Below are 25,406 nucleotides of genomic sequence, written 5' to 3' on the forward strand. Positions count from 1 at the left end.
GCTGCTTAGCGTGGCACCGTGAGCCACCAGACGCCGTCCGACCAGCCAGTCGACCGCAGAGCCGCGCGTCCGGCCGCACGACACGGATGGCCGCAGGCGCTCGTGGCCGTGCTGGCGGGTGTGATCGCCATGGGGGTGTTCGCCGCGCTCGGCCTGTGGGCCTCCGGCGCCACCGACCTTCCCGACAACGCCTATCCGCGGGTGATCGCCGCGACGGTCGTGACCGCGGTCGGCGGCACGATCACCTTCACCGGGGACGCGGGGGCGATCGCCGACACCAAGGCCGGCCTGACGGTGATTCCGCTGTCGGTGACCCTGGTCGGAGCACTCGTCCTCGCGGCGGGGTTCCTGCGGCCGCTGCGGCACCGCGCCGTCGCCGGGACGACGGAACTGGCCGGTTGGGCCGGACGGATCGCCCTTCTGTGGGTGCTCGCCCTGGTGGGTCTCGCCCTCGCGGCCCGCCAGGATTTCACCGTGTCCCTCGGTGACGGCACCATCGGAGCGATCGGCGACCTGTTCGGCGCGACACCGAAGGTCGGCTTCGAGGCGGAGACGGGCCCGACCATCGGGTTCGGGCTGCTGTGGCTGGTGGGTGTGTTCGTGATCGCCCTGCTCGTCTCGCGCGGCGCTCCGCTGCCCGCCCGCCTGCTGCGTTTCCAGGAGTCCGTGCGCCCGGCCGCGTACGCCATGGTGGTCCTGCTGCTCACCTGCGTCGGTATCGGCGTGGTCGTCGGGTTGGTGGTCGCGGCGACGCGCGGGCATGTGTCCGAGACCTTCGCCGTGCTGCTCCTCGGACTGCCGAACCTTGTCTGGCTCGCCTTCACGATCGGGCTGGGCGCCACCTGGAACGGGCGCGTGGACGGGCCGTTCGGCCTGCCGATGCCGCGGTTGCTCGACGAGGTGCTGCGCACGCCGGACGTCTCGACGCTCAACCTGCACAGCCTGGCCGAGCACGACGGCCGCGTCTGGTGGCTGGTCGTGGTCGACGCGGTGCTGCTGCTCGGCGCGGCGTTCCTGATGGCGGCCCGCTCACCGGCCCGGATGCGGGCCTGGCAGCACGCAGTGCACATGGCGGTCGCGCTGGCGCTCACCGTCGTCATGATCTGTCTCGTCGGGCGGCTCTCGGCGCATTACGGCCTGTCGATCCTCGGTCTCGGTGACATCGGCGGCGGTCTGAACGGGGAGATCTTCCTGAAGCCGCAGGTGTGGGACGCCCTCGGGTTCGCCGTGCTGTGGGGGCTCGTCGCCGGTCTCCTCGGCGCGCTCCTGGCCAGGCGGGTCCGCCGCAGGGGTGAGGTCGCGCCGCGCTGATACCGGCGCGTCCGCGCCGCTTTCGTGCCGCCGGACGGGTGGCGGGCGGTGCGCGACGGCCCGTCGCCGGGCGGACGGTCAGGAGCGGAACACCGGCCGCGCCCACTCCGGCGGTTCCGGAGGCGGCCCGGGTGGGCCGCCCGTGGAGGGAGCCCCGGCGCGGGCGAGCGGCCTCGCACCGTCACCCGTCGGCCCGCCGTGAGCGGCGATCCGCAGCGCGCTCACGAAGGTGAGACAGGAGTCGTAGCGGTCGTCGGGGCTCTTGGCCAGCGCCTTCGCGAGGACGGCGTCGACGCCGACCGGGATGTCGGGCCGCTTCGTGGTCAGGGCAGGCGGCTCGTCGTACTGGTGGGCCCACAGCAGCGCCATGTCGTCGTCGCGCTGGAACGGCGGGCGGCCGGCCATCGTCTCGTAGACGACGCACCCGAGGCTGTACACGTCGCAGCGTCCGTCGACGGGCTTGCCGGAGATCTGTTCCGGCGCCACGTAGTCGAGGGTGCCGACGAACTGCCCCACGCTCGTGAACCCGGTCAGCGACAGCGACTTCTTCGTCAGCCCGAAGTCCGTGAGGTAGACGTGCTCCGGGTGGTCGCTGTCGGTGCCCTGCGCGACCAGGATGTTGCCGGGTTTCACGTCCCGGTGGACGAGGCCGTGGTCGTGGGCCGCGTCGAGCGCCGAGGCCACCTGGATCCCGATCCGGGCGGCCACCGTCACGGACAACGGCCCCTCGCGGTCGAGGAGATGACGCAGGTCGCGGCCCGCGACGTAGCGCATGGCGATGTAGAGGACGCCGTCCGTCTCACCCGCCTCGAAGACCGGCACGATGTGCGGATGGTCGATCGCCGCGGCCACGCGCGACTCGTGGGTGAACCGGCCGCGGAAGGTGTCGTTGCGGGCGAGTTCGGGTGCGAGGAGCTTGAGGGCGACCGTCCGGTCCAGGCGCAGGTCCTTGGCCTGGTAGACGACGGCCATCCCGCCTCGGCCGATCTCACGCTCGATGCGGTAGTCGGCGATCCGCCGCCCGATCAGGTCGGACGGCCTTCCCGCGAACGGGCTGGTCTCACGGCGGGACCCCTCGTCGTCCATCAGCCGTCACCGCCCGCCCGCCGCCCGCCGGCCATCAGGGCCGGCCGCCGTCGTCGTCGAAGGTGACCACACGGGTGGGTTCGTGCCCGCCGGGCGCGGCGTCCGGCACGGCTCTGGTCTCTTCCTCTTCACGCTCCCGGATCCGCCGCCGCTCGCGCTCCTGGTCCGCGGCCCGCACGCGGCCCGCACCTCCGTCATCGCCCTGCGCACGCTCGGGCTCGCTCCGGTCCGCGAGCCGCGTGGGCTCGGGCTCCCGGTCCCGGTCTCCACCCGGCGCGGGCTCAGCTTCCTGACCCACGAGCCGCGTCGGCTCAGGCTCCCGAACTTGCTCACGATCCGACGCACGGTCCCGAAGCCCGTCCGGCGCGGACTCCGATTCCTGGCCCACGAGCCCCGTTGGCCCACGTTCCTCGCCCACGAGCCGCGTGGCCTCGGGCTCCCGGCCTCGCGCCTGATCCGGCTCGGATTCCCGGCCAACGAGCCGCGTCGGCTCAGGCTCGCGGCCTCGCCCCTCAAACGGCTCGGGTTCGCGGCCAGCGAGCCGCGTCGGCTCGGGCTCCCGGCCTTGCTCCTGATCCGACGCACGGTCCCGGCGCCCGTCCGACGCGGACTCAGGCTCCCCGCCCACCAGCCGCGTCGGCTCAGGCTCCCGGCCTTGCCCCTGAAACGGCTCGGATTCGCGGCCAACGAGCCGCGTCGGCTCGGGCTCCCGAACTTGCTCACGATCCCGGTGCCCGTCCGGCGCGGACTCAGGTTCCTCGCCCACGAGCCGCGTCGGCTCAGGCTCCCGGCCTTGCTCACGATCCGGCACACGGTCCCGAAGCCCGTCCGGCGCGGGCTCCGATTCCTGGCCCACGAGCCCCGTGGGCCCACGCTCCTCGCCCACGAGCCTCGTGGCCTCCGGCTCCCGGCTCTGGTTCCGGTCCGGTTCATGTCGCGCGGCCGCGGACCGTTCGGGGTCGGGGTCCCGTGCCTGGTCCCGTCCCCCGCCGGGTGTCCGATCGCCGGCTCGCGGCCCGGTGCTCGGCGGGTCGCCCCGGCCCGGATTCGCCGGCCGGGGCTCGGGGGCCGGCTCGGGCGGGATCGGCGGGGACGTGGTCGGGGTGCGCTCGGCCGCGAACGTGCTCAGCCGTGCCCCGTCGCAGTACACCCACCGCTCGTGCGCGCCGTCGTACAGCCACATCGACTCGCCGTCGACGACGACACCGATCCGCCGCCCCTGCGTCCGGGCGCGGAAGGCCTCCCCGTCGGTCCGTCCGGCGGCCAGTTCCTCGGCGGCCCCGCGGTACTCCGTGAGCGCTTCCTCCATCCGCGCCAGCAGCGGGCGCGGATCGGCGGTCCGCGCGGGCGGCCCGCTCGCGTCGGGCGGCACCTGGGGTACGCCGATGAGCAGCCGGCCGTCGACCCAGGCGGACCACCCGTTGGCGCAGACCACCCGCCCCCAGTCGCCGAGCCGGTCGACGAGCTGGACGGGGAGCAGCGCGTCGAGCGCGACGGTGGGCCGGGAGGGGTCCGGCGTCTCCCAGGCGGGCAGGCCGTCCTGCGGCACGACATGCGTGGGGCGGAAGCCGGGGCTCGTCATCGGCGCCTACTTCCGCATGACGGCGGGTTCGTGCCGCCGCAGCAGTCGGGCCACCAGGTAGCCGAAGACGACGGAGAGCACGACCAGCATGCCCATGTTGAGCAGCCAGACGCCCGTCGAGTGCTTGAACAGCGGGTCGCCGGTCAGCTCGCCGGGGACGATCCGGGAGAGGCCGATGGTCCCCGCCATCGCGCCCAGGGCCCATCGCGAGGGCACCAGCCAGGCCAACTGCTCGATGCCGGGTACACCGTGCAGTTTCAGGAGCGCCCCGCAGAACACCACCTGGACGATGGCGAGCAGCACCAGCAGCGGCATCGTCACCTCCTCCTTGCGCACCAGGGCGGAGACGAGGAGGCCCAGCATCATCGCGGTGAAGGCGAGCAGGGCCACCGCCAGGGTGATCTCCACGAGCGGGGGCATCAGGACCCCTTCATCGCCGGGCGCGTTGAGGTCGACGCCGAACAGGGCGACGAGCGTGAGCACGACGGCCTGGAGCACGGTGATGGTGCCGAGCACGACGACCTTGGACATCAGGTACGCCGATCTGGACAGGCCGACGGCCCGTTCCCGCTGGTAGATGACGCGTTCCTTGACCAGTTCGCGCACCGCGTTGGCCGCGCCGGTCAGGACTCCGCCGACGCACAGGATGAGCAGCGCGTTCATCGCCGTCTCCTGCGTCAGCTTGCCGCCGGCCAGGGCGCGGGCCATCGCGCCCATCACGAAGGGCAGCGCGATCATGATGGCGAGGAACGTGCGGTCGGCGCCGAGCGCCGCGGCGTAACGGCGGACGAGGGTGCGCAGTTGGGAGCCCCAGCTCTGGGCCTTGGGCGGCGGCCCGACCACGGCGCCGCCGGTGTCCTCGGCGCGGCGCGGCTGTGAGCTGGAGTTGTCGATGTACTGGCGGTGGAACGGCGAGTCACGGTACTCCGTCGCCCAGTCCCGGTCCGTGTCGCGCTCGAAGGCCTCGAAGGCCTCGGGCCACTGCCGGTAGCCGAAGAAGGCGAGGGTGTCGTCCGGCGGCCCGTAGTAGGCGACCTTGCCGCCGGGCGCGAGCACCAGGAGACGGTCGCAGACGTCGAGGCTGAGCACGCTGTGGGTGACGACGATGACCGTGCGGCCGTCGTCCGCGAGCCCGCGCAGCATGTGCATCACCGAGCGGTCCATGCCGGGGTCGAGGCCGGAGGTGGGCTCGTCGAGGAAGAGCAGGGACGGCTTGGTCAGTAGCTCCAGGGCGACGCTGACCCGCTTGCGCTGGCCACCGGACAGGCTGTGGATGGGCTGGTCGGCGCGTTGTTCCAGGCCCAGTTCGCCGATCACCTCCTCGACCCGCGCGCGGCGTTCGGCCTTGGCGGTGTCCTGCGGGAAGCGCAGTTCGGCGGCGTACCCGAGGGCCCGGCGGACGGTGAGCTGGGCGTGCAGGATGTCGTCCTGCGGTACGAGGCCGATGCGCTGGCGCAGTTCGGCGTAGTCGCGGTAGAGGTCGCGGCCGTCGTAGAGGACGGTGCCGTGGTCGGCGGGCCGCTGTCCGGTCAGCGCGTTCAGGAGGGTCGACTTGCCCGCACCGCTCGGGCCGACGACCGCAAGGAGGCATTTCTCGCCGACGGGAAACGACACATCGTCGAGAAGCGTCTTGCGGCCCCGGTCGACCTCGACGGTGAGGTCCTGCACGTCGAGGGAGACTTCGCCGCTGTCGACGTACTCCTGGAGTTCGTCGCCGACAAGACAGAAGGCGGAGTGACCTATACCCACGATGTCACCCGGAGTGACCGGAGCGCGGGCGACGGGCTGCCCGTTGAGGAACGTGCCGTTGTGGCTGCCCAGGTCGACGATCTCGTACGTGCCGTCGGGACGGGCCAGCAGTTCGGCGTGGTTCCGGGAGACGATGAGGTCGTCGACGACGAGGTCGTTGTCGCCGCCGCGGCCGATCCGGACGGTGCGGGACGGCAGCGGGCGCACGGTCGTGGGCTGCCGGAAGGTGCCGGTGGCAGCGGGTGCGGACACGACGGAGGGGCGTTCCTCCACGGGCGGCGGGCGGCCCACGAGGACGGCCCGCGGACCGTCGGCGGGACTGCCGAAACGGATCACGCTGCCTGGCCCGACGCCCCATTCGTGGATGCGCCGGCCATCGGCGTACGTGCCGTTCGTGCTGTTCTCGTCCTCCAGCGTCCAGTGGCCGGCGTCGGGGCGCAGCACGGCGTGGTGCCACGAGACGCGGACGTCGTCGATCACGACGTCGCAGAGGGGATCACGGCCGACGTGGTAGTCGTGGCCGGGGCTCATGACCGTCGAGCCCGTCTCGGTTTCGAGGACGAGTTCGGGAGCGGTCGCCGCGACGGACCTCGTTGCCATGTCTGAATTCTAGCGATTCGCCCACATGCGCGCCTGATCTGTGCGGGCCGGCGGGACCGCGCGGAGGGTCAGGCGGCGGAGACGCCGAGCGCGGCGGCGGTGCGGTGCATGCGCAGCGCGTCCACGGACTCGGCGAGGAGTTCGTACTCGGTGGTGTCGTCGCTGGTGGAGACGCGGACGAGTTTCCCTGCCGCCAACTCCTCTGCCACCAGCTCCTGTTGGGACGTGTCACCGCACCAGGCGCGGAGCATGGTGGGGACGTCCGGAACGCTCTCGCCCACGGGCGCGATCGAGTTGGGCGGGAAGGTGGGATCCTCGGGCTGCGGGTCGAGCCGTTCGGCCATCCAGGCCGCCCGGTCCCGCATCCACCACAGGGCGAGGGCCAGCGTGGGGGCGCGATAGGTGCCGAGGGGTACACCGACGCGCTGACCTCCGCATACTCCGTACGCGGTGACGTGGCACAGGAATTCGTCGTGCACGATCGTTCCCCCATAGGCGTCGCTCGTCGCCGGTCCGGCCTCGCTTTCAGTGCGGCTCATGTGCAGTGCACCGTGAGGGTGCGAGGGCGTGGCTGAATCGCCCTGTTACTTGAGTATCGCCACTACTGACACTCTGTCACCATGTGATTCCAGCCAGTCTCTTGGCATATTCAGATCGGCTCTTGGCCGAAACGGCACCGGGCTCCTGCGGCCGGTGCGGCGGCCTGCGGGCGGGCCATGACCCGCGAGGTAATCGACGCCACCGCCGGCACCGGCCAGGGTGGTCGCAACGCGTCCCGGAGCGGCACGAAGGCCCGGGTCGCGGATCCCGACCACGCATACGTTCCTCGATGGAGGCTGGTTCACCATGTCCGAGAAATCCGACCGCTACGAGACCGCCGTCACCCGCTACCTGGAGGCCTGGAACACCCGCGAACCCGAGGCGCTGGCCAAGGCGGTCGCCGCCGCATGGACCGCGGACGGCCGCTACACCGACCCGCTCGCGGACGTCGGCGGGCGGGAGCAGATCGCGGCTGTGATCGCCGCGGCGCACGAGCAGTTCCCCGGATTCGCGTTCCGGCTGCTCGGCCCGTCGACGGGCACCACGACACGGCGCGCTTCGGCTGGGAGCTGGTCGCCGAGGCCGACGGCTCCGCGCCCGTCGCCGGCTTCGACGTCGTCGTCCTGGACGAGGAGGACCGGATCCGCAGTGTGCACGGTTTCCTGGACCGCGTACCGGGCTGAGTCCCTGGACCGCGTACCGGCGTGAGCCGCGGCACGACAGGGCGGCCACGGGCGCGGAGAGCGGCCGCGCGGCATCCCGCGATGAGTTTTCGCCGGTCCGGTGGTCCCTTGAGGAGAGGACCATCGGACCGGGAGGACCCATGAACACGGTGAGCAAGGTCGACGCGGAGTTCACGGCGGTGTTGCGGAAGAGCCCCGAGAAGGGCGGCTGGACCTATGTCGTCTGGCCCGAGTCCGTGGCGTTCTTCGGGACCCGTGGACTGGTCAAGGTCGGCGGCACGATCGACGGCACGCCGTTCCGCAGTTCGTTCATGGCGCTCGGCGACGGCACCCACAAGCTGCCGGTCAGGGCCGACGTGCGCAAGGCGATCGGGAAGGAGGAGGGCGACACCGTGACCGTGCGCCTGGAGGAGCGGCTCACCGCGTAGCGGCCGGTACAGCGGGGTCCGCACCGGCGGCACCCGCGCGGGCGGCGTCCCGGTACCGCCGGGGGGCGACGCCGGTGGTGCGTTTGAAGGCGTTGCTGAACGCGCTCTCGGAGGTGTAGCCGACCTGCTGCGCGAGAGTCCCGACGGGGGTGCCGCCCTCCCGCAGCGCGCGTGCGGCCAGAGTCATCCGCCAGTTCAGCAGGTAGGTCAGGGGCGGTACCCCGACGGCCGCCTTGAAGCGCACGGCGAACGTGGTGCGGGACATCGCCGCCGCCCGGGCGAGTTCCTCCAGCTGCCACGGGCGTCCCGGATCGGCGTGCAGGAGACGCAGGGCCGGGGCGAGGCCGTCGTCGGCCAGCCCGCGCAGCCAGCCCGCGGGCAGGCCGGGCGTGCCGTCGAGGCAGACCCGCAGCACCTGGACGAGGACGAGCTGGGCCAGCTGGTCCGCGGCGAAGTCGGCGCCCGCCCGGTGCGCGGTCATCTCCGCGAGGAGCTGCCCGACGAGCCAGCTCAGGACCGGCGCCTCGGCCGCCGAGGCGCGCAGCCGCAGCAGCGGCGGCAGGGCCGAGCGCAGCAGGTCGCCGCTGTCCCGGCTCAGGTCGATGTGGCCGGAGACGGCCACGAAGTCGTCCCCGTCGCCGAGCTGCGCCATGCGGCTGCCGGGGTCCACGGTCACGTCGGCCGAGCGCACCGGCTCCAGTCCGGGATCGCTGCACAGGACGTACGAGCGCCGTCCGTCGGTGACGACGACGTCGCCCGCCTCGATCCGCAGGACCTCTCCGTCGTCCTCGGTCACCAGCAGGCAGCTGCCCCGGACGACCGCGTTGATCTTGAGTTTGTCCCGTCCCCTCAGCCGGACGGACCAGTCGCCTCCGGCCGTGAAGCCGCCGGAGAAGACACAGCGGGCGTCGGCCACCGCCAGGGCGTCGGAGAGGGGATCGGCAGACATGACGGAACTATCGCGCAAGTATCGCGGACTCTCAAGCATTCATCGTCCCGATCGGCGGATCTACGGTGGAGGGGACAGCTCGGAGAACCCATGCGAGGAGACGTCCCATGACCACCGCACAACAGCCCCTGCACTCCGGCTTCGGCCCCGCGTCCACCGCGGAGGAGGTGGCCGCGGGCGTCGACCTGGCCGGCCGGGTCGCGATCGTCACCGGTGGCTACTCCGGCATCGGCCTGGAGACGGTCCGCGTCCTGCGCGCGGCCGGTGCCGAGGTCGTCGTACCGGCCCGGGACACCGCGCGGGCCGCCGCCGCGCTGGAGGGGATCGACGGGGTCGAGGTCGCGGAGATGGACCTGATCGACCCGGTGTCGGTGGACGCCTTCGCCGACGGGTTCCTCGCCTCCGGGCGGCCCCTGCACCTGCTCGTGGCGAGCGCCGGGATCATGGCGACGCCGTTGACCCGGGACGCGCGGGGGTACGAGGCGCAGTTCGCGACCAACCACCTGGGCCACTTCCAGCTGGTGTCCCGGCTGCGGCCCGCCCTGCGCGCGGCCGGCGGCGCCCGCGTGGTCGTGGTGTCCTCGCGCGGCCACCGCTTCTCCCCCGTCGACCTCGACGACCCGAACTTCGAGCACACCCCGTACGAGCCGTTCGTCGCGTACGGGAGGTCGAAGTCCGCCAACGCCCTGTTCGCCGTCGAACTGGACCGGCGCGGCCGGGCGGACGGCGTGCGGGCCTTCGCCGTGCACCCCGGCACCATCGTCGACACCGGCCTGGCGAAGCACCTCTCCGAGGACGCGCTCCGGGCCGCCGGCGCCGTCGAGGAGGACGGCACGCCCGTACGGGACAGCGCCCGCCAGCTGAAGACCGTCCCGCAGGGCGCGGCGACCACCGTGTGGTGCGCGACCAGTCCCGCGCTGGAGGGTCTGGGCGGGGTCTACTGCGAGAACTGCGACATCAGCCCGCTCGTGCCCGAGGAGGACCGGGAGGCCTGGCTGCGCGACGAGAAGGCGCCGGCCGGCGTCCTCGCGTACGCCGTCGACCCGGAGCAGGCCGCCCGGCTCTGGGAGCTCAGCGAGCGCCTGACGGCCCGCTGAGATCCGAGGGCCGGACGGCCCGGCCCCGGCCGGACAGCGGGCCGGGCGGGCGCCGCGCCCGGTTCCGGGTGCTACCGCTTGACCACCGCGTCGATCCGGGCCAGCTCGTCCTCGCCGAACTCCAGGTTGCCGATGGCGGCGACACTGTCCTCCAGCTGCCGCGGGCTGCTCGCGCCGATCAGGGCCGAGGTCACCCGGCCGCCGCGCAGCACCCAGGCGAGGGCCAGCTGGGCCAGCGACTGGCCGCGCGAGGCGGCGATCTCGTTCAGGGTGCGCAGCCGGCCCACGAGTTCCTCGGTGACCGTGTCCGCGCTCAGGAACGGGCTGTCGCTCGCGGCCCGCGAGTCCTCCGGGATGCCGTCCAGGTAACGGCCGGTGAGCAGCCCCTGCTCCAGCGGCGAGTAGGCGATGGAGCCCACCCGCAGCTCGTCGAGGGTGTCGAGCAGGCCCTCGTCCTCGGGACGCCGGTCGAGCATCGAGTAGCGCGGCTGGTGGATGAGCAGCGGGGTGCCCAGCTCGGCCAGGATGCGGGCGGCCTCACGGGTCTGCTCGGCCGAGTAGTTGGAGACGCCGACGTACAGCGCCTTGCCCTGCTGGACCGCCGAGTGCAGCGCGCCCATCGTCTCCTCCAGGGGAGTCTCCGGGTCGGGGCGGTGCGAGTAGAAGATGTCGACGTAGTCCAGGCCGAGGCGGCCGAGGCTCTGGTCGAGGGAGGACAGCAGGTACTTGCGCGAGCCCCATTCGCCGTACGGGCCCGGCCACATCAGGTAGCCCGCCTTCGTGGAGACGATCAGCTCGTCGCGGTGGTGCGTGAAGTCGGCCTTGAGGGCGTCACCGAGGGCGGACTCGGCGGCCCCGGGCGGCGGCCCGTAGTTGTTGGCCAGGTCGAAGTGGGTGACGCCCAGGTCGAAGGCGCGGCGCAGGATCGCGCGCTGGGTCTCCGCCGGCCGGTCCGGGCCGAAGTTGTGCCACAGGCCGAGCGACAGCGCGGGCAGCTTCAGACCACTGCGTCCGGTGCGCCGGTAGGGCATGTCCGCGTAGCGGTCGGGGTCGGGGGTGTACAACGCGCGCTCCTGGGGGCCGGGGAAACAGGCCTCCACTCTCGCGCGCTCCCCGGGCATCGGTCCAACAGGAGGATCGGATGGGATTGACCGCTCCCGTCGCTCAATCGCCCCGGCCCGCGGCCCGGAGGGTCGGTCCGCGGAGTCCGGGAGCGGCCCGGGACCGGCCCTCCGGGCCGTCTACCCTTGTGCCCCATGGAACTGCGTCACCTACAGCACTTCGTCGCCGTCGCCGAGGACCAGCACTTCACCCGGGCGGCCGAGCGGCTGATGGTGTCGCAGTCGGGTCTGTCGTCGTCGATCCGCGCTCTGGAGCGCGAACTCCAGGCACCCCTCTTCGTCCGCACCACCCGCAGGGTCACGCTCACGGAGGCCGGACGCGCGCTGCTCGTCGAGGCGGAGCGGATCCTCGCCCAGGTCCGCTCGGCGCACGACGCGGTGGCCGCCGTACAGGGCGTCCTGCGCGGCACGCTCTCCCTGGGGACCGAGCAGTGCATCGCGGGCGTGCACTGCGCCACCCTGCTCGCCGCCTTCCGGCGGCGGCACCCGGACGTCGAGATCCGGCTCCGTCAGGCGGGTTCCGAGGCGCTGGCCGAGGAGGTCGCGGCGGGCCGTCTCGACCTGGCGTTCGCGGTGCGGACCCGGGCCGACTCCGACCAGTTGCGGTCCGTGCCGCTGACGAGCGAGCCGATGACCGTGCTGTGCCACCCGGAGCACGGCCTGGCGACCGGCGCCGTGGTGACGCCCGAGGAGCTGGGCGGGGAGGACTTCGTCGACTTCCACCCCGACTGGGGTCCGCGGCGCACCACGGACGCGGCGTTCGCGGCGGCCGGTGTGCAGCGGACGGTGGCCCTGGAGGTCAACGACGTGCACAGCCTCCTGGAGCTCGTCCACGAGGGCCTCGGCATCGCCGTCGTACCGCGCCACTTCGGCCTCAAGCGCGAGGCCGAGGGCCTCACCGCCCTGCCGTTCAAGGGCACCTCGGAGACGTCGTACGAGACGGTCGCCATGCTGCCGCCGCCGGAGGCCACCAGCCCCGCCGCCCGCGCCCTCATGGCACTTCTCGACGCGGCCGGGCAGGGCGACTGACCCCGCCCGGTCCGGACCGCGGCACTCCTGACACGCCACTGCCGCCGCAGCATCAGTCCCGTGGACGGCCCCCGCGGGGGCCCCGTGGACGACCTTCACGAACGGCCGGGCAGGAGTGCGTGTACGTCGGGCACGACCGGCACTCCTTCTCGCGGGCCGGGGCTTCGACGAGCCCTACGACACGGGCACCACGTCACCGTCACCACGTCACAGAACGGCGGGCCACCGACCCCGCCCACGACCGGGTCCGCACCCGCGTACACGACGACCGGCCCCGGGAACTCCCTTGTCTGCGCTAGCAGTTGGCGTCCGGTCGGCCCCGGTGGACCCGCATTGCGGCGACCGCCGGCAGGACGCGCCGAGCGATGTGCCGCCGGGCTTCCCCCTGGAGCGGGATCCCGGACGCGTGCACGGCGGGAGGGCCGAGTGCCCCACGCATTGACGGCTCCCGCCCTTCCGGGCGCAGAGGCGGGCCCGATGCGCGATGGTGGAGCCATGCATGCAAAGGACATCCTCATCGACGCGTTCGGCCGCATCCAGGAAGAAGTCCACGCCACCGTCGAGGGCCTCCGGCCGGAGGACCTCAACGCCCGTCCCGGCGAGACGGCCAACTCGATCTCCTGGCTGGTCTGGCACCTGACCCGCGTCCAGGACGACCATGTCGCCGACGCCGCCGGGACCGAACAGGTCTGGCTGACCGGGGACTGGTCGAAGCGGTTCGGGCTCGACCTGCCCCGCGGGGACACCGGATACGGTCACACCGCCGCGAAGGTCGCCCGGGTCCGGGTGGAGTCCGGCGACCTGCTGACCGGCTACCACGACGCCGTCCACGAGCGGACCCTGGAGTTCATCGGCGGCCTGGCCGCCAAGGACCTGGAGCGCGTCGTGGACGAACGCTGGGACCCGGCGGTCACCCTGGGTGTGCGCCTGGTCAGCGTCCTGTCCGACGATCTCCAGCACGTCGGACAGGCCGCCTACGTCCGCGGTCTGGTTCAGCGGGCGTAGCCCGGGAGCACGACGTCCTCGATGAGCGCCTTGCGCTCGTCGTACGGGATGAAAGCGCTCTTGACCGCGTTCACGGTGACCGTGCGCAGGTCGTCGATGCCCCAGCCCGCCTCCTCGACGAGCAGCGCCATCTCGCGCGTCATCGTCGTGCCCGACACCAGACGGTTGTCGGTGTTGAGGGTGACCCGGAAGCCCAGGTCGCGCAGCGCGGTGATGGGGTGCTCGGCGATGGAGCGGGCCGCGCCCGTCTGGAGATTGGAGGTGGGGCACATCTCCAGGGCGACGCGGCGGTCGCGGACCCAGCCGGCGAGCCGGCCGAGCTTGCCGTCCACGATGTCCTCGGTGATGCGCACGCCGTGGCCGATGCGCTGGGCGCCGCACACCTGGAGCGCCTGATGGATGCTCGGCAGACCGTGCGCCTCACCGGCGTGGATGGTGAACGGGACGCTCTCGGCCCGCAGGTGCTCGAAGGCGGCGAGGTGGTCGGCCGGCGGGAAGCCGTCCTCGGCGCCCGCGATGTCGAAGCCGACGACTCCGGCGTCCCGGAACGCCACGGCGAGGTCGGCGGTCTCCCGCGTGCGGTCGAACATCCGCATGCCGCACAGCAGCGTGCCGACCCGCACCGGGGTGCCGGCCGCCGCGGCCTTGGCCATACCGGCCGCGAGGCCCTCCTGCACGGTCTCGACGACCTCGGGCAGGGTCAGCCCGCCGTTCACCATCAGCTCGGGCGCGTAGCGCACCTCGCCGTAGACGACGCCGTCCTCGGCGAGGTCGAGGACGTACTCCTCGGCCGTGCGCAGCAGCCCCTCGCGGGACTGCATCACCGCGAGGGTGTGCTCGAAGGTGGCTATGTAGCGCACCAGGTCGCCGGAGTTGGCGGCCTCGTAGTACCAGTCGGCCAGTTCCTGCGGGTCCGTGGTCGGCAGGGTGTGCCCGACGGTCTCCGCGAGCTCGACCAGGGTGGCCGGGCGCAGACCGCCGTCGAGGTGGTCGTGCAGCACCGCCTTGGGCAGCCTGCGGATGGTGTCGATGTCGATGCGGGGCGCGGTCATGTGCGGTGTTCCTCGGAAGGTCGTTCGGAGCGGAAGGGTGCGAGAGGTAACGGGAGGGCCGGGGACGCGCCGGAAGCGGGTCAGCCGGCGGGCTGGAGCAGGTCCCAGCGGTTGCCGTACAGGTCCTGGAAGACGGCCACCGAGCCGTACGACTCGTGGCGGGGTTCCTCCAGGAAAGTCACCCCGGCGGCGAGCATCCGGGCGTGGTCCCGGGCGAAGTCGTCGGTGTGCAGGAAGAAGCCGACGCGGCCGCCCGTCTGGTCGCCGACCCGGCCGCGCTGCGCCTCGTTCTTGGCGCGGGCCAGCAGCAGCCCGGTGCCTCCGGCGTCGGCCCCGGGTTCGACGACGACCCAGCGGGACCCGTCCGGCCGCCGGCTGTCCTCGGCCAGGCGGAAACCGAGGGCTTCGGTGTAGTGGCGGATCGCCTCGTCGTAGTCGTCGACGACGAGGGTGACCAGGGCGATGCGTCGCATGGGACCTCTCCAGGGTTATACGTAACACGTAGCGTACGGCATCCCGTCAAGCGCCCCGGAGCCCGGTTGCTGCGGACCGTCCTGACCCCTGGACGCGGCCCGCCGCCCCGCGCCGGCCCGCCCGCACGGGGCGGGGGCCGGTGGCGTGGACGCGCATGGCAGGGTGGTGATCGACTCGGGGCCGGTCCGCCGCGCCCCGCCCGACGCCGTCCCCCACGGGAGTTGAGTGACATGTCCGAGCTTCCGCAGCCGACCGGATCCCCGGCCCACCAGAACGTGACGTTCCCCAGCGCGGGGGGCACCGCGCACGGTTACCTGGCGCTGCCCCCGTCGGGAAGCGGCCCGGGCGTGATCGTCATCCAGGAGTGGTGGGGGCTGACCGACCACATCGCGGACGTCACCGACCGGCTGGCGGCCGAGGGCTTCGTGGCGCTCGCCCCGGACCTGTACGGCGGCAACGTCGCGCACGACAGCGAGGAGGCGTTCCGGATGATGCAGGAGCTGCCCGTCGCACGCGGTGTGGAGCTGCTCTCCGGGGCGGTCGACCACCTGCTGGGACTGCCCGAGGTCACCTCGGACACCGTGGCCTCGGTGGGCTTCTGCATGGGCGGCGGCTTCGTCCTGCAACAGGCCGCGGCCGACCCCCGGGTGAGCGCGGCCGTGCCGTTCTACGGCGTGATCCAGGGCGAGCTGCCCGACTTCTCGGGCCTCGCCGCGCGGATCCTCGGCCACTACGGCGAAGAGGACAACTCCATCCCCCTGGAGAACCTGGACCGGCTCCGCGAGGCGATCGAGGCCCAGTCGGGCATCGTCCCCGACCTGCGCGTCCACCCGGCCGGGCACGCCTTCTTCAACGACCGCCGGCCGAGCTACGACGCGAAGTCCGCGGAGCAGGCGTGGGCGAGCACCCTGGCCTTCCTGCACGAGCAGCTGGGCTGACACCCGGGGCGGCGCCCCGCACCCCGGGCCCGGGCCTCGCGCGAAGACCCTCGCACGGGTGCGGGCTCCGGACGTACTTCTCGACGACATCCTTTCCGTGCACGGGAGTTACCTGACAGTAATCGCCGGTGATTTGATGTGCGGCGCCACTCAAGCCCCCCTCACCCTCAGGGAGACCCAGTGCCGCACTCCTCACTGCGCCGCGCGCAGTGCGCAGCCGCCCTCGTTCTGTCGCTGACCGCCACGGGGCTCGCCGGGGCCTCGCCCGCGTCGGCGGCCGGGGCCACGACGCCCTCGATGAAGGTGCTCACGTACAACGTCTTCCTCATGAGCAAGAACCTCTACCCCAACTGGGGCCAGGACCACCGGGCCGCCGAGATCCCGAAGACCTCGTTCTTCCGCGGGAACGACGTCGTGGTGCTGGAGGAGGCCTTCGACAACTCGGCGTCGGACGCGCTGAAGAGCACGGCGGCTGCCGAATACCCGTACCAGACCCCCGTGGTGGGCCGCAGCAGGAGCGGCTGGGACGCGACCGGCGGGGCGTACTCCGCCACGACGCCCGAGGACGGCGGGGTGACCGTGCTGAGCAAATGGCCGGTGCTGCGCAAGGAGCAGTACGTCTACAAGGACGCGTGCGGCTCCGACTGGTGGTCCAACAAGGGCTTCGCCTATGTGGTGTTGAACGTGAACGGGACCAAGGTGCACGTGATCGGCACGCACGCGCAGTCCACGGACTCCGGGTGCGCCGCCGGGGAGGCGGCGTCGATGCGCAGCCGCCAGTTCAAGGCGATCGACGCCTTCCTGGACGCCAAGAACATTCCGGCGGACGAACAGGTGCTGGTGGCGGGCGACATGAACGTCGACTCACGGAGTACGGAGTACGCCTCGATGCTCGCGGACGCGGACCTGGTGGGCGCGGACGCGCGGACCGGCCACCCGTACTCCTTCGACACCCTGCAGAACTCGATCGCCCTCGACCGGTACCCGGACGATCCCCGCGAGGACCTCGATCACGTCCTCCACCGCACGGGGCACGCACGCCCCGCCGGCTGGACGAACGAGGTCGTCAAGGAGCAGTGCGCGCCCTGGACGGTGTCCAGTTGGGGCACCGACTCCACGTACACGAGCCTCTCGGACCACTACCCCTTGAGGGCCTCCGCCGGCTGAGCCGACCGACTCCGCGAGGCTTCGGGCCCCGTCCCTGCGTCCTCGTCCCCGCGTCCGTTGGGGGGAGCGGGGACAGGGGCCCGGTCTCAGCCCTCGGCCTGCGACGCGTCGAGACGGGCGAGTTCCGCGTCCGTCAGGCGCAGCGCGCCCCCCGCGATGTTCTCGGCCAGGTGGTCCGGATTGCCCGTGCCGGGGATGGCGAGCACGTTCGTGCCCTGCCGGAGGGTCCAGGCGATGCGGATCTGTGCGGGGGTCGCGTCGTGCGCCGCGGCGACGGCGCGCACCTCGGCGTCCGTCGCGTCGGCCTTCCGGCCCAGCTCGCCGCCCTTGCCCGCGATGGCGTAGAACGGGACGAAGGCGATGCCGAGTTCGCCGCAGGCCCGCAGGAGGGCGTCGTTCTCCGGCGAGGTGCCGCCGAGTCCGTACCGGTTCTGCACGGACACCACGGGAGCGATGGCGCGGGCCTCGTCGAGGTGGGCGACGCCGACGTCGGAGATGCCGAGGTGCCGGATCATCCCGGCGTCGCGCAGTTCGGCGAGCGCCCCGAAGTGCTCGGCGATGGAGTCCTGTCGCATGCGGCGGAGGTAGACCAGGTCCAGGTGGTCGCGGCCGAGCTGCCGCAGGTTCTCCTCGACGTGGGCGCGGAGTTGGTCGGGGCGGGCCGAGGTGCCCCACTCCCCCGCGTAGTCCCGGAAGGGCCCGACCTTGGTGGCGACGACCAGGTCGTCGGCGTACGGCGACAGCGCGCTGTTGATCAACTCGTTCGCGGAGCGCAGCGAGGAGAAGTAGAAGGCGGCGGTGTCGATGTGGTTCACGCCCATGTCGACCGCCTGCCGCAGCACGGCGATCGAGCGGGCGCGGTCGCTCGGCGTCCCGTGGTGGAAGGCCGCGCTGCCCGTCAGTCGCATCGCGCCGAAGCCGATGCGGTGGACGGTGAGGTCGCCCAGTGTCCAGGTGCCCGCGGCGGACGCGGTGATCGTTTCTGCGGTCATCGCGGCAGTCTCGCACACGCCCCGGAGAGGCTTGTTCGCGAAGGACTCGCTGCTCAGGGCGCACACGGCGGGGGCGGGCCGGTGCGGCTCCGGCCGACTCGGACGGTGACCGCCGACGCCCGTACCCGCACGCACGCCCGGACGGCGACTCCCCCGAAGTGGCCTCCGTGGGGGCGCGTTCGCGTGACCCGGGTGACACGGTGACCCGGGTACTCGATGACCGGGGGTTCTGATGGTGCCGGGCCTCAGGTGCAACCCGGGCGTCAGGGATGGGATGGGCGGGTGATCCGTGCGGCGAAGCCCGCGATGTCGGCGACCACGCGTTCCGGCTGCTCCCAGTGGACGGCGTGGCCCGTGTTCTCGTACGGGAGGAACTCGGCTCCGTGGACGGCGTCCAGGATGATGCGCTGGTCGTCGCGGGTCAGGAAGCGGTCCTGTTCGCCCCGGATGACGAGGGTGGGCACCAGGATGCCCGCGAGGGTCGCGCCGAGATCGGCGTCGAGGAGACCGCGCCCGGTCTCCTGCCAGACGTGGGCCGGGAGTTTGAGGCCCTCCTCGATCATCGTCTCGACGAATCCGCGGGCAAGCGGTGCCGCGGTCGTCCCGGTGACGAACTCCTCGACGAACGCGCGGGGCACGGGGTCCGCGAGCCCGTCCAGACTCTTGCGCCACGCGTCGGCCGCGGGGTGGTCCGCGAGGGTCCCGGGGACACCGAGCAGGACGAGTCCGGCGATGCGGTCGGGATGGCTGCCGGCGACGATCCGCGCGGGTATGCCGCCGGTGGACGCCGCCACGAGGACGGCGCGCGGGATGCCGGCGGCGCCGAGGAAGGCCACCAGGTCGGCCGCGAAGTCGTCGGGGGTGTAGCCGTCGGCCGGGCGGCCGGCGTCGCCGTGGCCCCGCTGCGTGGGCGCGTACCCGTGCAAGGACGGCGGCAGCCGCCGCAGGAGGGGCTCGAAGGACCACCAGGAGTCGCCGAGCCCGTGCACGAAGACGACCGGCGTACCGCTGGGGTACCCGGCTTCGGCGTACGGAAGGGTCAGCTCCTCGTTCACCTGCGCGGACTTCAGGGAGATCACGGTCACGGCGCGCTGCCTCCTTCCGCCCGGCCACCCGGGTCCGGGAACCCGGGAACGGAGAGCGGGCGGCGATCACCTCCGACAGTACCGACGGGAGGCGCCGGGCGCGCTGCGGGTGGCCCGACCGGGGGTGGCGGAGGGGCGGTGGGCGCGGACCCGGGCCGCTCCCACGCAGCCCGGCCGTCGCGCGCGAGCGGGGCATCCGTCGGCCGGCCAGTCCGTGTCGTCCGCGTTATCCGCGTTATCCGGTCCGTCCGTGCCGTCGGGGTTGTCGGAGCTGTCGGGGACGGAGCCGGGGAAGGAGCGCAGGTCCGCCATACACAGGTGCACGGGGATGGGGTTAGTGTGTCCGTCGTACCGGACACGGGGTGCCCCGTCCGAGGGCTGAGATCACACCCGTCGAACCTGAACCAGTTCGTACTGGCGGAGGGATGTCTTCCATGCCATTGGCGCATGTTTCCGGCGGGCTGCCCGCCGACAGCCGGCCGACCGTCTTCGACGGGTCGATGCCCGCGGCCCCCGGCGACCTGCGGGTGGAGGGACACGGCATCGAGCCGGTCCCCGAGAGCAACCGGTACGGCGGGCCCCGGCGCCTGTTCACCGTGTGGTTCGCCCCCAACCTGACGATGACGGGCGTGTTCACCGGCACCATCGGGATCGCGCTCGGTCTGGACTTCCGCACCGCCCTCGCGGCGGTCGTCCTCGGGACCGTGGTCGGGGCGCTGCCCACCGCCTACCTGGGCACCTGGGGCGGTCTCACCGGAACCGGCCAACTTCCCCTCGCGCGGCTCGCGTTCGGCCGGGCTGTGGCACTCCCCGGGCTGCTCCAGTGGCTGTCCTCGGTGGCCTGGGACGCGCTGATCGGGCTGTTCGGCGGGGACGCGCTGGCGCGGTTGTGCGGCTGGCCGTTCTGGGTCGGCGTGCTCGTGATGATGGCGGCGCAGGGGGCGCTCGGTGTCCTCGGCTACGAGGCCATCCACCGCCTGCAGATCGTCATGACGTTCGTGCTCGCGGTCGCGTTCGCCGTGATCGCGTGGCGGATGCTGGACGGGGTCCATCCCGCCGCGACCGGCTCCGCGACCGGCGCGGACCGCATGGGGGCGTTCGTGCTCACCAGCACCATCGCGCTCAGCCTGTCGCTGTCCTGGGCCCCGTACGCCAGTGACTTCAGCCGTTATCTGCCGCGCACCACCTCCCGTCCGCGGATGTTCTGGTGCACTCTGCTCGGGCTCGTCGTGTCCTTCGTCGCCGTGCAGGCCCTCGGTCTGTGGGGCGCGTCCGTGCTCACCGACCAGACGGCCGCGGGTGTCGAGGAGTTGCTGGGCGGCGGGGTGGCGGGCGCGTTCGGGCTGCTCGCCGTCGCGCTGGCGGCGGTGTGCAGCAACGCGATGAACGACTACAGCGGTTCACTCGCCCTGCAGACCCTGGGGGTGCGGATCCCGCGGCCGGTGGCGGCCGCGCTGGCGGCGGCGCTCGGATTCCCGCTCGTACTGTGGATGCACGCGGCGGACACCACCGCCCGCTTCCAGAACGTGCTGCTGTTCGTGGGCTACTGGATCCCCGGGTTCGTCGCGATCGTCGTCGTCGACTGGATCGCCCGGGCACGCGAGCGTGCCGGTGCCCCCGTCGACCTCGCCGTCGAGACCGCCCGCAGGTTCCCCGCGTGGCCGTCCCTGCTGGCCTTCGTCGCCGCGTTCGGCGCGGCCGTTCCGTTCATGGACACCGGCCTGTACGTGGGCCCGGTGGCCGACGCGCTGCACGGCGCCGACCTCTCCTACTACGTGGCCTTCCTCGTCGCCCTCGCCCTCTACACACCCCTGCGTCTGCGCCGCCGCGCCTAGGGCGCGTCGAGAGGACCTCGGGCCGTCGAACCGTGCGTCCCGCAGGTCGTAGCGCTCCTTGCCGTACCCCGAGAGGAACCTCGTATGACCACGCCGCCCCGCGTTCTGACGATCGCCGGATCCGACTCCGGTGGAGGCGCCGGAATCCAGGCCGACCTGAAGACGATGCTGGCACTCGGCGCCCACGGGATGAGTGTGCTCACGGCGGTGACCGCGCAGAACTCCGTCGGCGTGCAGGGGGCTTGGGAGTTGTCCGAGGACGCGGTGCGCGCCCAGTACCGCAGCGTCGTCGACGACATCGGCGTGCAGGCCGTCAAGACGGGCATGCTGTCGTCGCCCGGCCTCGTCACGACGGTGGCCGAACTCCTGGCGGACGTGGGAGTGCCGGTCGTCGTCGACCCGGTGAGCGTCTCCAAGCACGGGGACCGGCTGCTGGCCGACGACGCGCTCGACGCCGTACGGAACCGGCTGTTGCCGCGGGCGACGGTGGCCACCCCGAACCTCGACGAGGTGGCCCAGCTCACCGGTCTGAAGGTGACGGACGAGGAGGGTATGCGGCGGGCCGCCGACCGCCTCCTCGCGTACGGCCCGCGCTGGGTGCTGGTGAAGGGCGGCCATCTGCCGGGGGAGGCCGTCGACCTGCTCACCGACGGCACGGCGGAGCACTGGCTCCGCGCGCCCCGCCACGACAATCGGCATACGCACGGCACCGGTTGCACCCTCGCGTCGGCCGTCGCGGTCGGCCTGGCCGGGGGTCTGGCGGTACCGGACGCCGTGCGACGGGCCAAGGACTACGTGACCGCGGCGATCGAGGCGGGATTCCCCCTCGGGTCGGGCATCGGACCGGTGGACCACGGATGGGCGCTGCGCGACAACGCGTGAAGGGTGTCCGCCTCGCGTGAGGGGCTCGCCGAACGGCCGCCGGCACCGCTCCTGATCCGGCCGGACGGCAGCGGCTCGGACGCAAGGCGCGCCCCGGGCCGGCGGTGAACACCCGTGTGCCCGCCGCGTGTCGGGCGCCCGTCGGGGGCGCACGAACCCGGGCTCCTCCCCGCGCGGGAAGTGAGCCGGACACCCCCGCGCGCGACGGGCCTTCGGGCCGTACCCCGTACCGGACTCTCGGCGTCCTGTACCGGTCGGGCCCCGCGGTGAACATCACGGCCCCCGGCGTGCGTACTGATCGGCACAGCGACAGTCGTCTGCTCGCCCGTCAGGTACGCGGGGACGCAGATCCGGATCCAAGGAGCACACCATGAAGGCGACCGCGCAGATCGGCGTCACAGGGCTCGCCGTGATGGGCCGCAACCTGGCCCGCAACTTCGCCCGGAACGGCTACACCGTCGCCGTCCACAACCGCACGCCCGCCCGGACCAAGGCGTTGATCGAGGAGTTCGGGCACGAGGGGGCCTTCGTGCCCGCCGAGTCGGCCGAGGAGTTCGTCGCGGCGCTGGAACGCCCTCGCCGCCTGATGATCATGGTGCAGGCGGGTGCGGCCACCGATGCCGTCATCGACGAATTCGCCCCGCTCCTCGAGGACGGCGACATGATCATCGACGGCGGCAACGCGCACTTCACGGACACCCGCCGCCGTGAGCAGTCGCTGCGCGAGCGCGGCATCCACTTCGTCGGCGCCGGGGTGTCCGGCGGCGAGGAGGGTGCCCTGCACGGGCCGAGCATCATGCCCGGCGGTTCACCGGAGTCGTACGCCTCGCTCGGCCCGATGTTCGAGACGATCAGCGCCAAGGTGGACGGCGAGCCCTGTGCCACCCACATCGGCACGGACGGTGCCGGCCACTTCGTGAAGATGGTCCACAACGGTATCGAGTACGCCGACATGCAACTCATCGGCGAGGCCTACGACCTGCTCCGCCGGGTGGGCGGTTACACGCCGGCGCAGATCGCGGAGATCTTCCGGCGTTGGAACAGGGGCCGCCTCGACTCGTACCTGATCGAGATCACCGCCGAGGTCCTCGCGCATAAGGACGCCGCGACCGGGGAGCCGTTCGTGGACGTCGTGGTCGACGCGGCGGGCCAGAAGGGCACCGGCCGCTGGACGGTGCAGACCGCCCTGGACCTCGGCTCGCCGGTCACCGCGATCGCCCAGGCGACCTTCGCGCGGGCCGCCTCCAGCCAGGCCGGGCTGCGCGCCGCCTACCGCGACCTGCCCGGCGGCACCCACTGGGACCTGTCGGCGACGGAGGCGGAGCGGTTCACCAGCCAGGTCGAACACGCCCTGTACGCCTCGAAGTTGATCGCCTACGACCAGGGCTGGAAGATGATCCTGGACGCTGCCGCGGAGTACGGCTGGGACATCGACCTCGGTGAGGTGGCGAAGATCTGGCGCGGCGGATGCATCGTCCGGGCCGCGTTCCTCGACCGGATCCGGGCCGCCTACGCCGTCGATCCGGGCCTGGTCAGCCTGCTCTCGGACGCGGGTTTCGCGACCGAGATCAAGGACGCGCAGGTGCCGTGGCGCGAGGTCGTCGCCACGGCCACCCGCAGGGGCGTTCCGGTGCCCGCCTTCTCCGCCGCCCTGTCGTACTACGACACTCTGCGCGCCGACCGGCTGCCCGCCGCGCTCACCCAGGGCCAGCGCGACTTCTTCGGCGCCCACACCTACCGGCGCACCGATCGCGAGGGCAGCTTCCACACGCTGTGGGGGGAGGGCTCGCGGGGAGAGACCGAGGTGCTGTGAAGCCGGCCGCCGACGTGCCGGTACGCAGCCGGCCGGACCCCTTCACCGGGGTGTCCGGCCGGCTGCGCCGTGTGCGTCCCCGCGCCCGTTCGCGCGCCGGCCCCTCCCGCGACCACGGGCTCGGGCGGCGGACTCGGACCCGGGCGGCGAGACACTCGTTCGGTGCCCCGGGCCCCTCGGCCGCGGGCGGTCCGCGAGGACGGAACGGCGGCCCCGTGAGAACGTGACCGGTGAGGACGGCGACCCCGCACCGTGTCCGGCGGGACGAGGATCACCGTCTCCGGGCGAGAGGGCGACATCGTGAGCGACAAGGTCGAGACGACACCGCGGGACCGCCCCGGCCGGGATCTGTCCTGGCCGTGGTTCCTGGTCGTGGTGATCGTCTACGCGGGCGTCATCCAGGGCCTGGGGCAGCTCGTCGGCGTGGACACCAGCGGCTCCGACAGTCAGTTCCCCACCACCGAGTCCATCGTCCGCAACGCGCTGATCCCGATCGGGGCGTCGATCGTCTTCGGCGCCGGCGTCGTCACCTGGCTGGGCTGGTGGCGCGAGGTCCTCCACTACCGGGTGCCGGTGCGGCGCTGGGTGCGCTGGGTGCCGATCTCCATGATCGCCGTCGCGCTGATCGGGGTGAACTACGCGCACCTCTCCGACCAGAGCGCCTCCCTCGTGGTCTGCCTGCTGGTGCTCGGCGTGTTCGTCGGCGTCGGCGAGGAGCTCATGTTCCGTGGCATCGGCGTCCACGTCTTCAGCCGCGCCGGATTCTCCGAGGGCAGGGTCGCCCTCTACTCGTCGGTCGTCTTCGGCCTCGTGCACATCAGCAACGCCTACGGCGAAGGAGCACAGGCCCTCGTGCAGGCTCTCGTCGTCTCCACGTCGGGCTACTTCTTCTACCTGTGCCTGCGCGTCCGCGGCACCCTCCTGCTGCCCATGCTCGTGCACGGTCTGTGGGACACCAGCCTGATCTCGAACCTCGTGGGCGACAGCCCCCAGGCGTCCCTGGGCATGGTCCTCGTCATCGTCCTCCAAGTCGTCCTGATCGTCCTCCTGGCCGTCAGGCGCCGCAGCGTCGAGCCCGCGTCCGGGAACCTCGTGCCGCCCGCCGAGACCCCCGCAACCGGGGCCTGACCGGGGCCGATGCCGCCGCGCCGGGCCGCCGGTCCGCCTTCGCGGGCCGGGTGTTCCCCGTCCCCGCTCGCGCCCGCACCGATCCGCTTGCACTGTTGGGGGTGTAGCTAGGAGGTGCGGTGCCATGCGCGGAGCACAGGGAGCACAGGGTGCGAGGCAGTGGTGCTGGCGCTGGCGGAGGAATCCGCTGCGGCGCCGGGACGACCTCGTCGAGGCGTGGATCGTGCTGATCGTCTGGACGGTGATCGTGCTGGGCGGCGCGCTGGCCGGCCTGATGACGGCCCGCGCCGCCGGCGAGTCCTTCGACCGCCTGCGCAACGACCGGCATCCCGTCCCGGCCGTGCTGGTGGACAGCACCGGCTCGAACGTGGCGTCCGGTGAGGGCTCGGGCTACGAACAGGTCCGGGCCGGGGTCCGGTGGACCGCTCCGGACGGCACGCCCCGGACCGGACGTGCTCTGGTGGACGCCGGGCACAAAGCCGGCTCGAACGTCGTGATCTGGATGAACGGCAAGGGACAGCTCACCGGTGCCCCGCCCACCACCAGCGCGGCAGCCACCGAGGCGGGCCTGCTCGGCGCGGGTGCTGCGGTGGCGCTCGGCGGCGTGGCGCTCGCCGCGGGCGGATTCGCCCGCTGGCGGCTCGACCAGCGGCGCTACGACCGGTGGGCACGCGAGTGGGAGCGCCTCGGGCCGCAGTGGGGACACAAGACACCGTGACGGATGTCCGGCCGCACCCCACTGCCGCCCGTCCCCCCTCGTGCACCTGTACCTCGTGCCCTCGTGAGCTGCGCGGGTCTGCCGGCCCCTCCTCGCCGGCCCGCCGGCCGCGTTCCGCTGGTGCTGCTGGTTCCGCTGTTTC

At 72.6% G+C, this 25,406-nt stretch carries 21 protein-coding genes, 2 pseudogenes and 1 riboswitch; of the genes and pseudogenes, 13 read left to right on the forward strand and 10 right to left on the reverse strand.

From position 1 onward, the window contains the following. The first annotated feature begins 18 nt into the window (after positions 1–18). Positions 19–1,311 (forward strand): streptophobe family protein, encoded by a 1,293-nt coding sequence (locus B0675_RS29930; protein ID WP_081222732.1) that lies wholly within the window; start codon positions 19–21, stop codon positions 1,309–1,311. Between the two features lie 78 nt (positions 1,312–1,389). On the opposite strand, the gene B0675_RS29935 is transcribed toward B0675_RS29930, so the two are convergent. From B0675_RS29935 to B0675_RS29950, 4 genes and pseudogenes are all read right to left on the reverse strand, one after another. Then, complete coding sequence (locus B0675_RS29935) at positions 1,390–2,397, reverse strand: serine/threonine-protein kinase (RefSeq protein WP_081222733.1); 1,008 nt, start codon at positions 2,395–2,397, stop codon at positions 1,390–1,392. 1,108 nt (positions 2,398–3,505) lie between these two features. Further along, positions 3,506–3,979, reverse strand: a pseudogene (locus B0675_RS29940) (hypothetical protein); the annotation flags it as partial. Between the two features lie 6 nt (positions 3,980–3,985). Beyond that, positions 3,986–6,328, reverse strand: a complete 2,343-nt coding sequence (locus B0675_RS29945) for an FHA domain-containing protein (protein WP_081222734.1) — start codon at positions 6,326–6,328, stop codon at positions 3,986–3,988. A 68-nt stretch (positions 6,329–6,396) separates the two neighbouring features. Continuing rightward, positions 6,397–6,807, reverse strand: coding sequence for a hypothetical protein (locus tag B0675_RS29950; protein WP_081222735.1), 411 nt, complete (start codon positions 6,805–6,807; stop codon positions 6,397–6,399). A 367-nt stretch (positions 6,808–7,174) separates the two neighbouring features. On the opposite strand from B0675_RS29950, the pseudogene B0675_RS29955 reads away from it, so the two are divergent. Then, positions 7,175–7,551: pseudogene (locus tag B0675_RS29955) on the forward strand (nuclear transport factor 2 family protein). A 140-nt stretch (positions 7,552–7,691) separates the two neighbouring features. Next, positions 7,692–7,979: a DUF1905 domain-containing protein gene (locus B0675_RS29960; protein ID WP_081222736.1), complete on the forward strand. Its 288-nt coding sequence runs from the start codon at positions 7,692–7,694 to the stop codon at positions 7,977–7,979. Here B0675_RS29960 and B0675_RS29965 read toward each other — a convergent pair. Then, complete coding sequence (locus tag B0675_RS29965) at positions 7,969–8,928, reverse strand: AraC family transcriptional regulator (RefSeq protein WP_081222737.1); 960 nt, start codon at positions 8,926–8,928, stop codon at positions 7,969–7,971. The genes B0675_RS29960 and B0675_RS29965 overlap by 11 nt on opposite strands. 107 nt (positions 8,929–9,035) lie before the next feature. Between B0675_RS29965 and B0675_RS29970 the strand changes: the two genes are divergently transcribed. Continuing rightward, positions 9,036–10,025, forward strand: a complete 990-nt coding sequence (locus B0675_RS29970; RefSeq protein WP_081222738.1) for an oxidoreductase — start codon at positions 9,036–9,038, stop codon at positions 10,023–10,025. A 71-nt stretch (positions 10,026–10,096) separates the two neighbouring features. On the opposite strand, the gene mgrA is transcribed toward B0675_RS29970, so the two are convergent. After that, on the reverse strand, positions 10,097–11,089 hold the full coding sequence (gene mgrA / locus B0675_RS29975) for an L-glyceraldehyde 3-phosphate reductase (protein ID WP_081222739.1): 993 nt from the start codon (positions 11,087–11,089) through the stop codon (positions 10,097–10,099). 192 nt (positions 11,090–11,281) lie between these two features. Between mgrA and B0675_RS29980 the strand changes: the two genes are divergently transcribed. Together B0675_RS29980 and B0675_RS29985 are read left to right on the forward strand one after the other, a co-directional pair. Next, positions 11,282–12,175 carry a LysR family transcriptional regulator gene (locus B0675_RS29980; protein ID WP_081222740.1) on the forward strand — a complete coding sequence of 298 codons (894 nt, stop codon included), beginning with the start codon at positions 11,282–11,284 and terminating at the stop codon, positions 12,173–12,175. Positions 12,176–12,670: 495 nt separating this feature from the next. Beyond that, on the forward strand, positions 12,671–13,180 hold the full coding sequence (locus B0675_RS29985; RefSeq protein WP_081222741.1) for a DUF664 domain-containing protein: 510 nt from the start codon (positions 12,671–12,673) through the stop codon (positions 13,178–13,180). Here the strand turns inward: B0675_RS29985 and B0675_RS29990 are convergent. Both B0675_RS29990 and B0675_RS29995 read right to left on the reverse strand, forming a co-directional pair. After that, positions 13,168–14,232 carry an adenosine deaminase gene (locus B0675_RS29990; RefSeq protein ID WP_081222742.1) on the reverse strand — a complete coding sequence of 355 codons (1,065 nt, stop codon included), beginning with the start codon at positions 14,230–14,232 and terminating at the stop codon, positions 13,168–13,170. The two genes, B0675_RS29985 and B0675_RS29990, sit on opposite strands and share 13 nt — an antisense overlap. Positions 14,233–14,312: 80 nt before the next feature. Further along, positions 14,313–14,705 (reverse strand): VOC family protein, encoded by a 393-nt coding sequence (locus B0675_RS29995; protein ID WP_081222743.1) that lies wholly within the window; start codon positions 14,703–14,705, stop codon positions 14,313–14,315. Positions 14,706–14,936: 231 nt separating this feature from the next. Here B0675_RS29995 and B0675_RS30000 point away from each other — a divergent pair, with 231 nt between their 5' ends. After that, positions 14,937–15,644 (forward strand): dienelactone hydrolase family protein, encoded by a 708-nt coding sequence (locus B0675_RS30000; RefSeq protein ID WP_081222744.1) that lies wholly within the window; start codon positions 14,937–14,939, stop codon positions 15,642–15,644. Positions 15,645–15,824: 180 nt separating this feature from the next. Continuing rightward, on the forward strand, positions 15,825–16,811 hold the full coding sequence (gene sph / locus B0675_RS30005) for a sphingomyelin phosphodiesterase (protein ID WP_081222745.1): 987 nt from the start codon (positions 15,825–15,827) through the stop codon (positions 16,809–16,811). Positions 16,812–16,897: 86 nt separating this feature from the next. On the opposite strand, the gene B0675_RS30010 is transcribed toward sph, so the two are convergent. Further along, a complete protein-coding gene (locus B0675_RS30010; protein ID WP_081223963.1) occupies positions 16,898–17,803 on the reverse strand; it encodes an aldo/keto reductase in 906 nt (301 codons plus the stop codon). Positions 17,804–18,066: 263 nt separating this feature from the next. Further along, on the reverse strand, positions 18,067–18,888 hold the full coding sequence (locus B0675_RS30015) for an alpha/beta hydrolase (RefSeq protein WP_081222746.1): 822 nt from the start codon (positions 18,886–18,888) through the stop codon (positions 18,067–18,069). Between the two features lie 348 nt (positions 18,889–19,236). After that, a riboswitch (TPP riboswitch) is annotated at positions 19,237–19,331 on the forward strand. On the opposite strand from B0675_RS30015, the gene B0675_RS30020 reads away from it, so the two are divergent. From B0675_RS30020 to B0675_RS30040, 5 genes are all read left to right on the forward strand, one after another. Then, positions 19,323–20,723, forward strand: a complete 1,401-nt coding sequence (locus B0675_RS30020) for a cytosine permease (RefSeq protein ID WP_081222747.1) — start codon at positions 19,323–19,325, stop codon at positions 20,721–20,723. (Overlaps the previous riboswitch by 9 nt.) Before the next feature lie 84 nt (positions 20,724–20,807). Then, positions 20,808–21,605, forward strand: a complete 798-nt coding sequence (gene thiD, locus B0675_RS30025; protein ID WP_081222748.1) for a bifunctional hydroxymethylpyrimidine kinase/phosphomethylpyrimidine kinase — start codon at positions 20,808–20,810, stop codon at positions 21,603–21,605. Between the two features lie 370 nt (positions 21,606–21,975). Then, positions 21,976–23,418 (forward strand): NADP-dependent phosphogluconate dehydrogenase, encoded by a 1,443-nt coding sequence (gndA, locus tag B0675_RS30030; protein ID WP_081222749.1) that lies wholly within the window; start codon positions 21,976–21,978, stop codon positions 23,416–23,418. Positions 23,419–23,718: 300 nt separating this feature from the next. Then, a complete protein-coding gene (locus B0675_RS30035; RefSeq protein ID WP_081223964.1) occupies positions 23,719–24,546 on the forward strand; it encodes a type II CAAX endopeptidase family protein in 828 nt (275 codons plus the stop codon). Between the two features lie 124 nt (positions 24,547–24,670). After that, positions 24,671–25,264, forward strand: a complete 594-nt coding sequence (locus tag B0675_RS30040; RefSeq protein WP_081222750.1) for a hypothetical protein — start codon at positions 24,671–24,673, stop codon at positions 25,262–25,264. Positions 25,265–25,406: the final 142 nt, after the last annotated feature.

The sequence above is a fragment of the Streptomyces sp. M41(2017) genome (genome assembly GCF_002078175.1).
GTDB lineage: Bacteria > Actinomycetota > Actinomycetes > Streptomycetales > Streptomycetaceae > Streptomyces.